This window comes from Actinoplanes sp. NPDC051861 (assembly GCF_040681145.1).
Taxonomy (GTDB): Bacteria; Actinomycetota; Actinomycetes; order Mycobacteriales; family Micromonosporaceae; genus Actinoplanes.
The window spans coordinates 1-12,076 of the sequence record NZ_JBFAYE010000008.1; the positions used below are offsets into that span (position 1 = coordinate 1).

Annotated in this window: 13 protein-coding genes; 9 read left to right on the plus strand and 4 right to left on the minus strand. The window is 70.7% G+C overall.

The annotated features are described in order from the left end of the window. Positions 1 to 1,196: glycosyl hydrolase family 18 protein (locus AB0M02_RS22275; protein ID WP_364229554.1), on the minus strand; the 1,196-nt coding region annotated here is incomplete at its 3' end. 298 nt (positions 1,197 to 1,494) lie between these two features. Between AB0M02_RS22275 and AB0M02_RS22280 the strand changes: the two genes are divergently transcribed. Then, positions 1,495 to 2,616 carry a DUF1996 domain-containing protein gene (locus AB0M02_RS22280; RefSeq protein WP_364229555.1) on the plus strand — a complete coding sequence of 374 codons (1,122 nt, stop codon included), beginning with the start codon at positions 1,495 to 1,497 and terminating at the stop codon, positions 2,614 to 2,616. A 2-nt stretch (positions 2,617 to 2,618) separates the two neighbouring features. Here the strand turns inward: AB0M02_RS22280 and AB0M02_RS22285 are convergent, their stop codons facing one another. Continuing rightward, on the minus strand, positions 2,619 to 3,041 hold the full coding sequence (locus AB0M02_RS22285; RefSeq protein WP_364229557.1) for a MarR family transcriptional regulator: 423 nt from the start codon (positions 3,039 to 3,041) through the stop codon (positions 2,619 to 2,621). A gap of 86 nt (positions 3,042 to 3,127) precedes the next feature. Between AB0M02_RS22285 and AB0M02_RS22290 the strand changes: the two genes are divergently transcribed. Further along, positions 3,128 to 4,081: an NADP-dependent oxidoreductase gene (locus AB0M02_RS22290; protein WP_364229559.1), complete on the plus strand. Its 954-nt coding sequence runs from the start codon at positions 3,128 to 3,130 to the stop codon at positions 4,079 to 4,081. A 1-nt stretch (position 4,082) separates the two neighbouring features. Here AB0M02_RS22290 and AB0M02_RS22295 read toward each other — a convergent pair whose 3' ends face one another. Further along, positions 4,083 to 4,526, minus strand: coding sequence for a hypothetical protein (locus tag AB0M02_RS22295; RefSeq protein ID WP_364229560.1), 444 nt, complete (start codon positions 4,524 to 4,526; stop codon positions 4,083 to 4,085). Positions 4,527 to 4,822: 296 nt separating this feature from the next. Between AB0M02_RS22295 and AB0M02_RS22300 the strand changes: the two genes are divergently transcribed. The 6 genes from AB0M02_RS22300 (at position 4,823) to AB0M02_RS22325 (ending at position 9,978) form a co-directional block, all read left to right on the plus strand. Then, complete coding sequence (locus AB0M02_RS22300; RefSeq protein ID WP_364229562.1) at positions 4,823 to 5,164, plus strand: YciI family protein; 342 nt, start codon at positions 4,823 to 4,825, stop codon at positions 5,162 to 5,164. A 47-nt stretch (positions 5,165 to 5,211) separates the two neighbouring features. Then, the gene (locus AB0M02_RS22305; RefSeq protein ID WP_364229564.1) at positions 5,212 to 6,399 is read left to right on the plus strand and encodes a DUF6596 domain-containing protein; all 1,188 of its coding nucleotides are present in this window, start codon (positions 5,212 to 5,214) and stop codon (positions 6,397 to 6,399) included. A 23-nt stretch (positions 6,400 to 6,422) separates the two neighbouring features. Beyond that, a complete protein-coding gene (locus AB0M02_RS22310; protein ID WP_364229566.1) occupies positions 6,423 to 7,043 on the plus strand; it encodes a methyltransferase domain-containing protein in 621 nt (206 codons plus the stop codon). Positions 7,044 to 7,176: 133 nt separating this feature from the next. Beyond that, on the plus strand, positions 7,177 to 8,493 hold the full coding sequence (locus AB0M02_RS22315; protein WP_364229568.1) for an aromatic acid exporter family protein: 1,317 nt from the start codon (positions 7,177 to 7,179) through the stop codon (positions 8,491 to 8,493). Between the two features lie 63 nt (positions 8,494 to 8,556). After that, positions 8,557 to 9,570: a phosphatidylinositol-specific phospholipase C gene (locus AB0M02_RS22320; RefSeq protein WP_364229570.1), complete on the plus strand. Its 1,014-nt coding sequence runs from the start codon at positions 8,557 to 8,559 to the stop codon at positions 9,568 to 9,570. A gap of 9 nt (positions 9,571 to 9,579) precedes the next feature. Then, positions 9,580 to 9,978: a VOC family protein gene (locus tag AB0M02_RS22325; RefSeq protein WP_364229572.1), complete on the plus strand. Its 399-nt coding sequence runs from the start codon at positions 9,580 to 9,582 to the stop codon at positions 9,976 to 9,978. Here AB0M02_RS22325 and AB0M02_RS22330 read toward each other — a convergent pair. Further along, positions 9,962 to 11,314: a D-alanyl-D-alanine carboxypeptidase gene (locus tag AB0M02_RS22330; RefSeq protein ID WP_364229574.1), complete on the minus strand. Its 1,353-nt coding sequence runs from the start codon at positions 11,312 to 11,314 to the stop codon at positions 9,962 to 9,964. The two genes, AB0M02_RS22325 and AB0M02_RS22330, sit on opposite strands and share 17 nt — an antisense overlap. A gap of 95 nt (positions 11,315 to 11,409) precedes the next feature. Here AB0M02_RS22330 and AB0M02_RS22335 point away from each other — a divergent pair, with 95 nt between their 5' ends. Next, on the plus strand, positions 11,410 to 12,066 hold the full coding sequence (locus AB0M02_RS22335) for a hypothetical protein (RefSeq protein WP_364229576.1): 657 nt from the start codon (positions 11,410 to 11,412) through the stop codon (positions 12,064 to 12,066). Positions 12,067 to 12,076: the final 10 nt, after the last annotated feature.

A 12,076-nucleotide genomic window follows, 5' to 3' on the forward strand; every position in this document is an offset into this window, starting at 1 on the left:
AGTGAGCCGTTCGCGGTGCCGGCGGCGGCGACGTCGAGGCACTTGCCGAGGGCCCGGATCGTGCCGTCGGTGCCGACCGTCCACGTCTGCGCGGTCGTGCCGTTGCAGTCGTAGAGCTGGACCGCCGTACCGTTGGCGCTGCTCGCCGACGCCACATCGACGCACTTGCCGCCGATGCCGGTGATGCGCCCGGTCCGTCCGGTCGGCGGGTTGGTCGGCCCACCACCCATGACGGTTTCGTAGATCGCGCTGACCAGCGAGTTCGCCCCGGTCGCGTCCTGGGACAGCTCCCAGTTCATGATGCCGCCGGCGTTGGCCATGGCCCACTGGGTCTTGCGGCGGATGGTCGGCAGGCCGTTGTAGCACTGCTGGGCGCCACCGGCCGTCGTGCAGTCCCGGTTGGCGTTGGCCGGGTCCATCGCGACCAGCTGGGCGTACGTGTAATACCCCGGCCGGCTGTAGAAGGGCACCCCGAGCACGGTCTTGGCCTTGGGCAGTCCACGGCTCTTCCAGAAGTTCGCCGCGTTGATCGACCAGTCGTAACCGGCGTGGGGGCTGCCACCGTCGTACGCCATGATGTTGAGCCAGTCCACATAGCCGAACACGGCGGGCTGGACCCCGTTGGCCGTGCCGCCCTCACTGACCACCGCGGCGGTCAGCAGCTTGCCCTCGTTGTGCAGAGCCGTGCTGAGCTGGCCCATCAGAGCTGTGTAGTTGTTGCCGGACGTGCCCGGGTCCGGGTACTCCCAGTCGATGTCGACGCCGTCCAGGCCGTACTGGCGGACCGTGCTCATGACCGCGTTGACGAACGTGGTGCGGCCGCCGGCGCTGGCGGCCAGCGTCTCGAATGCGGAGTCGTTGCCGTCGTTCCAGCCGCCGATGGCGAGCGAGATCTTGACGTTGTTCTGGTGACCGAGAGTGACAAGCTGCTGCAGCTTGGCGGTGTTCTCGATGGGCTGCAGCGTCCCGTTCGCGTTGGGCAGCGCGAACGAGTAGTTGATGTGGGTCAGCTTGCTGTACTGGACGCTGGTGACGCTGCCGGCCCAGGACGGCATGTAGCCGACGCTCTTGAAACCGTTGGGCAGCACGGCCGCCTGGGAGACGCCCTGGTTGGCGAGGGCGATGGCGGTGCCGGCCGCGGCGACCGTGAGCGCGGCGGCGACCGACGCCCACCTGCTCCTTCTCCTGATGGTCATGGGGACGCGACCCTTCGTGGGGGATGACTACGGGTCGTGAAAGATTAAGAATGTTTACAGAAGTTGGTCAATATAAGCCGCCGGTTCCGGAACAAAATGACGTGTTACATGGCCGCGGCCGGCGCGGATGATCACGGAACTTAAGCCGGAATTAAAACAAAAGTGTTATCGAGAGTGGAGATCGCGGCCACCTGCGGCACTGTTCAATAACACTTTTTCCATTCTTGATGATGCGGTCTGACCTGGTCATACTTCCTCCCGGAACCGGAAGAGGCCGGACGAGGAATGAAGGATCGGAATGCACACTGAGAACTCGCGGACGCGCCGCCGTGTCATCCGGGCCGTCCTCGCCGTCGCTGTCGCGTCCGCGCTCGCCGTCGGCGGCTACGTCGCCGTCACCGGCCAGGGGTCCGAGCCCGCGGCACTGGAGCCCGCGGCGGCGGAGGCGCTGCAGACCTACTCCGCGCCGAGCGAGCCCAGCGCGGTGGCTAGCCCCAGCCCAAAAACCACGAAAAGCCGGATAAATCCGACAACGGCGCCGGCGAAGCCGAAGCCGAGGCCGGGCGGCTGGGTGAAGGTTGATCAAGCCCTCTGGGCGAAACAACTGGCCGCGTTCGAAGCCCTCAAGCCCGCGCCGATCACCAACAACCCGGTCAAGGTCCCCGAGTTCCACGTCGACTGCACCATCGCCAAGGAAGGCCCCGACGACGCCATCGTCTTCCCCGGCCTGCCCGGAGCCTCCCACATGCACACGTTCTTCGGCCCGAGCGTCATCGGTGCGAGCACGACCACGAACGACCTGCTGAGGGCGAAGAAGACCAGCTGCCAGACCGACGGCGACAACTCCGCGTACTGGATGCCGCAGCTCACGAGGAACGGCAAGCCGGTGCCGCTGCACGGCTTCCGGATCTACTACGGCTCCAAGCTGAAGAACCCCGAGGCCACCAAGATCCTGCCGCCCGGCCTCGTGATGATCGCCGGCGACGCGAAGCGCCAGGAGCCCACGCCGAAGAACTCCGGCATCAACCAGTTCTGGTGCGCCGGGACCGCCGAGATCGGCCGCAGCGCCGACGGCAACTGGCCCCTCTGCGCCAAGGGCGGCCGGATGATCATCTCGATCACGTTCCCGGACTGCTGGGACGGCAAGCACGTCGACTCGCCCGACCACAAGTCGCACGTCGGCCCGACCGGACCGGACGGCACCTGCGCCAGCGGCAAATTCCCGGTCGCGATCCCGTCGATCTCAGAGCTTTTCACGTACGAGACGCGCGGCGGCGACGGTTTCAAGCTCTCGTCCGGCCTGCCCTCGTCGGCGCACATGGACATGATGAACGGCTGGGATCCCAAGGTCCTGGGCCCGCTGGTGCGCACCTGCATCAACCAGGGCGTGAAGTGCGGCACCACCCCGAGCTTCGGCTGATCTCAGCCCAGCGCTTTGCGCAGCAGCGCCGTCAACTGGTCCTGCTCCGCCGGTGAGAGCCGTCCGACGGCCGCGCGGGCGAAGGTGAAGTCGGTGGCGAACCGGTCGTTGATCTCGTCCCCTCGCGGGGTCCGCGCGACCAGCCGTCCGCGGCGGTCGCGCGGGTCCGGTTCGCGGGTCACCAGGCCGAGCGCTTCGAGGCGGGTGACGATCTGGGTGATGTTGGAGGCGTCGCAGCCGAGCTCCTCGGCCAGCGCGCCCATGCCGCGCCGCTCGCCGAGCCGCCCCAGCACGCACGCCTGGGCCGGGCTGAGTGACAGCCCGGCCGCGGCCACCTCGTAGGCGCGGTCGTAGACGTCGACCATGTCGAACAGGGCGGCTTCGGCCTCGGACGAGGTGGTCACGGGTTTGTTCGGCACGGCCACGGCCCCAGCCTAGAGCAGTTACTTGATTCGCTCAAACAACTGTGCTTCGATAATCCTTGATTCGATCAAGTAATCAAGGGGGTCCGATGCACAGCACGGAGATGAACGCGATCGTCCTCGACCGGTTCGGCGGAGCCGGCGAGCTCTCGCCCCGCCGGATCCCGCTCCCGGAGGTCGGCGACGGCGACGTCCTGATCCGGGTGCAGTTCGCCGGTGCCGCGTCCTGGGACGCCGAGGAGCGGGAGGGGCACTACGACGGCGTCTTCGGCGTCGCGACCACCTTTCCCTACGTCCTCGGCTGGGACGCCGCGGGCACGGTGGCCGCGGTCGGCCGCGACGTCACCAGCTTCGCGGTGGGCGACAGCGTCTACGCCGCGACGATGCCGGTCGTGCGCGGCGGCTTCTACGCCGAGTACGCGGTGGTGGAGTCGGACTTCGTGGCCCACCGTCCCGGCCGGTTGCCGGCCGAGCAGGCCGGCTCGATGGCCTGGGACGCCCTGACCGCGCTGAGCGGTCTCGACACGCTCGGCCTGCAGCCCGGCCAGACGCTCATGGTCTTCGGTGCCAGCGGTGGCATCGGGCACATGGCCGTGCAACTGGCGCGGCATCAGGGCATTCGCGTGCTGGCCGTGGCCTCCGGTGCGGACGGTGTCGCCCTGGCCCGGCGGCTCGGCGCCGACCACGTCGTCGACGGCCGCAGGGACGACGTGCCGGCCGCGGCGCGCGAGTTCGCGCCGGGCGGGATCGACGCCGCCCTGGTCACCGCCGGCGGGCCGGACACCGAGAAGTCGCTGCACGGGATCAAGAAGATCGCCTGGCCGAACGGTGTGCAGCCGGTGCCCGTGACGCCCTCGGACGCGGCGGCCTCCGCCTACGACGGGGACCGCAGCCGCGCCGCCCTCGACCGGCTGAACGCGATCATCGAGGAGAGCACGTTCGAGGTCCACCTCAGCGGAACCTTCCCGCTGGAGAAGGCCGCCGCCGCGCACCGCGCCCTGGCGGAGCACTACGTCGGCAAGCTGGCCCTCCGGGTCGGGTAGGTCACTGGAAGGCGATCGCGTGCCCGCCCGCGATGCTCTCGCGGCAGGCCTCGTGCAGCGTCAGCCACACCACCGACTCGATGTGGAAGGGAGCATCGTCCTCCAGCCCGCCGATCCGCTCGGCCTCCTCGTCGGACAGCTCGCCGTCCGGCTCCAGCCGGATCCCGATCGCCGGGGCGCAGCGCCGCAGCTCGGCGAGAAGGCCCTGACTGGATCCGATCATCCCGCCGCCGAAGTCGTCGGTGCCCGACACGAAGACCGGGAAGTCGAACGCCACCGGCACGTAGAACCCGTCGCAGTCCGAGTGGCACAGCAGGTGCGACTCGAACATCAGCGCCTCGTCCTCGACCACGTCGTTGTCCCGGTCGCGTTCGGCGTGGTCGGCGACCGGCGTGACCGGCTTGCCCTGGTTGGCCAGCGCGTAGACCCGGCGGAGGTAGTGCAACCACGAATACGGAAACTGCCCGCGACCGGGCGCTCGGACCGCACCGGCTCGGTGCCCGGCTCGCGCCAGGTGACGCCCTCACCCGCCAGCACCGCGCTGAGCCGGTCGAGGTAGGCGCGCTCGTCGTCGCGCTCCTCCTCGCCGAGATCCGCCAGGACTCCCACACTGATCGCCAGACCCATGCGGAGCAGGCTAGCGACAGGGTGCGACAAGAACGGGACGAGCTGTCGATCGGCGCGCGGTCCGTTCGTCGCATGAGAGAAAAGGAAAGGTTCCTACGGCGAACGGACAGTCACATGGCCAAGTATATGCTCCTCATCCACGGCAACGAGCAGCGGTGGGACACGATGAGCCCGGCGGAGATCGAGCACCTCGACGCGGGTCACCGGAACTTCAACGCCGCGGCCGGCGAGGCCGTCCTGGACGGCAACCGGCTGCGGCTCACCGACGCGACCACGACGCTGCGCGGCACGACCGTCACCGACGGGGCGTTCCTGGAGACCAAGGAGGTGCTCGGCGGCTACTACGTCGTCGAGGCGCCCGATCTCGACGCGGTGATCACGATGGCCCGCCGGCTGCCCGAGCTGAGCTGGGACCACTGCGCCGTCGAGATCCGCCCGATCTGGGACGCCAGCTGAACACGAGCGACGCGGTCGCCGACGCGTACCGGCGGGAGTGGGCCGCCGTGCTCGCCTCCACGGTGCGCGTCGCCCGTGGTCTGGACCTCGCCGAGGAGTGCGCGCAGGACGCGTACGCGAAAGCCCTGCTGGTCTGGTCCCGCGACGGCGTGCCGGAGCGGCCCGGTGCGTGGCTGACGACGGTGGCCCGCAACCGGGCCCGCGACCTGCTGCGGCGCGAGACGGTGCTGCGGCGCTCGCTGCCGCTGCTGGTGGTCGACGACGTGCAGCCGGGCCCGGAGGACGCGGAGACGCCGCTCGTCGACGACGACCGGCTGCGGCTGATCTTCACCTGCTGTCATCCGGCGCTGGCTCACGAGGCGCAGGTCGCGCTCACGCTGCGCCTGCTGGGCGGGCTCACCACCGCCGAGGTGGCCCGCGCCTTCCTGGTACGGGAGCCGACGATGGCGGCGCGGATCACCCGAGCCAAACGGAAGATCAGCGCGGCACGCATCCCCTATCGGGTGCCGGGCGCCGCCGACCTGCCGGAACGCGTCAGCGCGGTCCTCGACACGCTGCACCTGATCTTCACGACCGGGCACACCGCGCCGGACGGCACCACGCTCATGCGCCGCGATCTCACCGGGACCGCGATCCACCTTTGCCGGGTGATGCACACGTTGCTGCCGGACGAGAGCGAGGTTTCCGGCCTGCTGGCGCTGATGCTGCTGATCGACGCGCGGCACCGCGCTCGCGTCGACGCCGAGGGTGGGCTCGTCCTCCTCGCCGATCAGGACCGGAGCCGCTGGGACGCCGAGCTGATCGAGGAGGGGACCGCGCTGCTCGGCACGGCCCTGCGCCGGCAGCCGGGCCGCTATGCCGTCCAGGCGGCCGTCGCGGCCGTGCACGCGGAGGCCGCGTCCTGGGTGGACACCGACTGGACCGAGATCGCCGCCCTCTACGACGTGCTCCGGCAGCTGTGGCCGTCGCCCGTGGTGGATCTCAACCGGGCGGTCGCGGTGGGCATGCGGGACGGTCCGGAGGCGGGCCTGGCGGCCCTTGAGCCGTTGCTGGGCGAGCCTGCCCTGGCGGGTTACGGCTATCTCGCGGCGGCCAGGGCGGATTTCTTGCGGCAGGCGGGGCGCTTTGCCGAGGCGATGCAAGCGTACGCGGAAGCGCTCCACCTGACAGCCAACGAAACCGAGCGCACGTTCCTGGCCCGCCGCCTCGACGAGGTCCGGGCTCGCCTGGATTGACCGCGGGGTCTTAGCTTTCAGGTGTGGAGGAGTCATCGCGGACCACCAAGGCACGGCGCGTCTGGAACCGGACCGCGCCCGATTACGACCGGCAGATCGCGTTCCTGGAGCGTCACTGGTTCACCGGCGGCCGGGAGTGGCTCGGTGCCCGCGCCGCCGGCCGGGTCCTCGACGTGGGCGTCGGCACCGGCCGCAATCTGCCGCACTATCCGGCCGGGACGACCGTCACCGGCATCGACCTGAGTCCCGCGATGCTGGAGTACGCTCGGCAGCGCGCCGCGAACCTCGGCATGACCGCCGACCTGCGCGAGGGTGACGCTGAGCACCTGCCGTTCGCCGGCGAGAGCTTCGACACCGTCGTCTGCGCGCTGTCACTGTGCGCGATCCCCGACTCGCGCGCCGCGGTCGCCGAGATGCGGCGGGTGCTCGTGCCGGGCGGCCGCCTGCTGCTGCTCGATCACATCGGGAGCACCTGGCCGCCCGTTCGCGCCGCTCAGTGGCTGCTGGAACGCGTGACCGTGCCGACCGCCGGCGAGCACTTCACCCGCCGGTCACTGCCGCTGATCCGCCGGGCCGGCTTCGAGGTGGTCGAGGCGGAGCGGCTGAAGGCCGGGACGATCGAGCGGCTGCACGCCGTACGGTAAGCCGTTCGATAGCGACGCCCGCCACATTCTTCCGATTTAACCTTTTCGCTCGCGTGACCGACCGTAACTTTTGAACGCGGGGAAACCTCCTCCCCGCGCCCGGAAACCGTCACCGAGAGAGAAAGTTCCACCGTTGCTCCAGTCCGTCAGCCCGCTCACGATCGTCGCGGTGGGTCTCGCGCTCTGCGCGGCCGTCGCGGCGCTGCTCCGTCGCAAGGTCCGCCCCGCGGTCGCCGCCGCCTACCACGCCGTTGTCGCCCGGATCCGGCCGCACCTGCCGGAGCGGTTGCGGCGCCTCGCCCGCCGATGCTGCGACCGGATCGACGGTGAGGCGTCCCGCTCCATCGTGGTGACCGGCGTCGCGGCGGGTATCGCGTGGTCGGCCGCGACGACGCTGGACCTGATCGGCCCGGTGACAGCGGCCATCTCGGCGGTGCTGTCGGTGCAGATGAGCTCGCACGCCTCGCTGCGGGAGGGTACGCAGCGCCTGATCGCCACCCTCGCCGGCATCGCCGGAGCGGTCGCCGTGTGGAAGGCGTTCGGGCTCTCCCCGCTGTCCATCGCGGTGATCGCCGCCTGCGGGCTCGCCGCGGGGCGCCTGCTGCGGCTCGGCGACGGCTCGGTCGCGGTGCCGGCGACCTCGCTCGGCATCCTGGTGGCCGGCAGCACGGTCACCGAGGCCTTCGTCTGGCAGCGCGTCGCCACCACCGCCCTCGGCATCGTCGTCGGCATGATCCTGTCGCCGCTGGTCGGCGGCATGACCCCGCTCGAGCGGGCCCGGCACAAGCTGGCGCACCTGTCGGCCGAGATCGCCGGCCTGCTCGCCGACCTGGGCGCCGGTGCCCGGGACGGCTACTCCCAGGAGCAGGCCGCCGGCTGGCTGGCCCGCTCCCGCGAACTCGACGAGGACCTCGACGACGCCACCGCGGCGGTCGAGGACCTGACCAAGCAGGCCCGCTGGTCGCTGACCACCCCGGTCGCGCAGGTCGTGCCCCTGCAGCAGACGACGCGCGTACTGGAGCACGGCGTGCACCAGGTGAACTCGGTGGCCCGCTCGATGTTCGACGCGACCGTCACCCCGCACGCAGCCGACGTGCCCGGCCAGGTCGGCGAGGTCCTCACCACCGCCGCCGAGGCCTTCACCGCCCACGCCACCCTGGTCGCCGACCCGGATGCCGAAGCCACCCTCACGAACCTCCTGGAGGGCCTGCGCGAACAGCGCAAACACACCCTGCGTACGGTCCGAACCGAACTCGACGACACCGGCGTCCTGGTCCTGACCGGCTCGATCATGACCGACGTCGACCGGATGGCCGGCTCCCTCTCCCGCTCCGCCCCGGCCCTCGCGGTCGGCGAACGAGCCCCCGAACCCGGCATCCCCGCGGTCTCCGAGGTCCTCCCCGCCGTACGCCGCCTGTGGGACAGGGGCCGCGACAGGCTGGCCGCCTGACCGCCCGCCTTGTGGGGATCCGGGGGCTTGGCCGGGGCGCGATGCATCGATAGATTCCTTTATGTGAAACGTCTTCATGTCGCCCTGGCCGGGGTCTGTGCTGTCGTGGTCGGTCTGCTCGCGCCGCAGCCGGCGTTCGCCGCCGACGCTTCGTACCGGACTCTCGGGGCCGCGAACAATCCGGACTGGATGGGGCCGCTGGCCGACACCACGAGCCTGGCCGCCCTCTCGATCCCCGGCACGCACGAGACCATGTCGATCCACGGCGGCATCCTGACGCAGACGCAGGAGAACTTCGGGGACAGCGGGGGTACGCTCGCGCGCCAGCTCACCGCCGGGATTCGGATGATCGACGTCCGGGCGCGGGTGAACAGTGGGAACACGTTCACGATCCACCACGGGGCCAGCTATCAGAACGCGAACTTCGACGACGTGCTCGGGCGGCTGAGCGGCTTCCTGGCGGCGCATCCGCGCGAGACCGTGGTGATGCGGCTCAAGCAGGAGTGCACGGGCGAGTTCGGGTCGTGCACCGACGTGGGCGGCCAGCGGAGTTTCGCGGACATCTTCGACATGTACGCGGGACGCCACCCGAACCTCTTCTGGCAGCCGTCGGTGAACCGTTCGGCAGCGGCGGCCACGCCCACGCTCGGCGCGATCCGTGGCCGGGTCGTGCTGGCGGTGATGCACGGCCCGCGCGGCGGTGCGATCGAGCGGTACGGGCTAGCGCAGTTCGCCGGCTGGGACGACGGGTCGTCGACGTACGTGCAGGACGAGTACACGGTGCCGAACGTGGGTGCCATCGCGACCAAGCGCGACCAGGTCCGCCGGTTCCTCGACGTGACCAGCGCGGGTGACCCGGCCACGATGTACGTCAACTTCGCCAGCGGTTCCAGCGTCTTCGCGCAGCCGCAGCAGGTGGCCGGCGGGGCGTTCGGGGTGCAGGGCGTCAACCCGTTCCTGCTCACGTACCTGAACGAGGGCCCCGAGGTGCACACGCCCGTGGTGCGCACCGGCATGCTGATGCTCGACTTCCCCGGCAGCGGGCTGATCAGCAAGGTGATCTCGCTGAACCGGTAGCGTGCCCCCGTGCTGATTTCGGGGATAGCGCCGCTGCTGGTCGTGCGGGATGTCGCGCGGAGTGTGTCGTTCTACCGCCGGCTGGGGTTCGAGCCGGCGGTGGAGTGGGCGGGGTACGCGAAGCTCACCGGCGGGCCGGGGATCCTGCACCTGGCCGCCGGTGGTGAGCCGCCGCCGGACCGGCCGGATGTCGCTCTGGTGGCACCGGACGCCTCGGCCCGCGCGGTGGCCGCCGCCGTCGTGGTGCAGGTCGACGACTGCCGGGCGGCCTGCGCGGACCTGGTGGCGGCGGGCGTCGAGCTGCTCGGCGAACCGGTCGAACCCGAATGGGGCGGCGAGGTCCGCGCGTTCCTGCGCGACCCCGACGGCCACCTGATCGAGATCAACGCCGCTATTCGAGGCGGGTGAGGCGCCACCACAGCGACGGCTCGGGAGCCGCCGTGTCGGTGTGAAGCTTCACGCGTACCCCTGAAGCTTCGACCTCTCCCACCTCCTGGCCGGCGGCGATTCCCTCGGCCGGCGCCGTGGTCCGGACCTTGACCGGGACCGACAGGCCCGGCCAGCCCACCACCTTGAGCGGCGTCGCCGGGCTGATCGTGGCGGTCTCGCCCCACGCGGTCTCCACCCGGCCGGCCGGCGCCGTGGGCAGCAGCTCGTACTCCTTGACGGTCTTGCGGACCGACGTCAGCAGCTTGCGCACCACCTTGTTGACCGCGGCGAGCTGCTCGGGAGTGTTCGCACCGGGCTGGTTGAAGACCGCGCCGATGATGATCAGCGTCTTCGCGCCGACCTTGAGGCGGGCCGCGAAGAGCAGGCAGCCGCCCGCCTGGTCGGTGGAGCCGGTCTTGATGCCGAAGACACCGTTCTCACCGAGCAGGTCGTTGTAGTTATTGATCTTTCCAGCGACCGGGATCGTGGCGTCCGGCAGCTCGACGATCTCGGCGAAGGCGGGCAGTTTCAGTGCGGCGCGACCGAGAATGACCTGGTCGGCGGCGGTGCTGATGGTGGTCGGGAGGAAACCGCTCGGATCGCTGTACTCCGTGTTGGCCATGCCCAGCTCGTCGGCGGCCGCATTCATCCTGTCGACGAACGCGTCCTCGCTCCCGGCGTCCCAGATCGCCAGCTGGTGGGCGATGTTGTTGGCCGAGGGCAGCATGAGCGCCTCGAGGGCGTCGCGTTCGGTGAGCTTCTCGCCCTCCTCGACGTGGACCAGGGACTGGCCGGTCACCTTGCGGCCTTCGTAGTCCTCAACGTCGTCGGCGGTGACGGTGAGGGTGGGCCCCTCCTGGTCGCCGTCGAGCGGGTGGTTCTGCAGGATCACGTAAGCGGTCATCACCTTGGCGACGCTGCCGATCGGCTGGGCCGGGCCGGACCCGGAGCCGCCGAGGCGGCCGAGGCCCTCGATCATCAGCTCGGCGGAGCCGGTGCCGGGCCAGGGCATCGAGGCCGGCTTGCCGGGAATCCGCAGGGTGGCGGTGATGTCGCTGGTCAGCGTCGGCCGGGGCAGGTCGCGGGTCAGCTGGACGGCGGCTCCGCTGCCGAGGAGGCCGGCCAGGACGAGGGTGGGGATGAGGACGGCCAGCAGGGTGCGGCGGGGTTTCGGCGTGGGGGTGGGGCCGCCGCCGTAAACAGTGCCGGCAGCGGGCGCGGGCGCGGGAACCCTGGCGGCGCCGACGGCCGCGCTGCCGCGGGCTTGCGGGGCGTTGTTGTTCCCCGCGCCGTCCGGCATCGGCGCCTGCGTCATCGACCCGCTCCCTCCGGCCCCGGCCTGTCCAGGTGCCGCGGCAAGTATCGCCGCCCGGGTCAAACGACCTCCCGGGCAATGACTAATGTCTCTGCGTGACTGAGCAGCGGGGGACCGGACGGGCACTGGCCCGACTGATAACGATCGGCCTGACCGGTGGGCTACTGGTCGCGGCCGCGCTGGCCGTGGCGAACCCGGCCACACTGGTCGGCCTGGCACCGGAGTGGTTCACCGACCCGGTCGCCGCGCGGGCCGCGATGCGGGTCGCCGGCGGCGTTGCGATCCTCGTGGCCGTCCTGGCCGGTGTCGCTGTGGCCGTCCGGACCCGGCGCCGGCTGTCCGCCCTGCATGCCGCCGGACGCCTGCCGACCCGGCGTGCCGTGCTGTCGTGGATCCCCTCGTCGGTCCTCGTCGTGATCTGGCTGTCCGCGGCGGCGCTGGCCGTCGTCGGCTCCAAGAACGCCGAGCTGACCCGCGACACGCTGCTGCCTCTTCTCGCCGGCCCGGCCGCCATCGACCTGACCATGATGCTGACCGGGCTCACCCTGGTCGCCGTGCCGCTCGTGGCCGCCGGCCTGGCCCGTCGCAGTGAGGCCCGTGGCCTGGCCGTCACGCTGGTGGTGCTGGCGGTGCTGCTGTTGCTGCCCGAGGTCGCCGTGGTCCGTGAGGCGCGGAACGACCTCCAGGACGCCCGCCGCGACGACCGCACCGAGTGCGTCTATTTCGTCGGCGGATACGACTGCCCCGACTGACGTATAACGG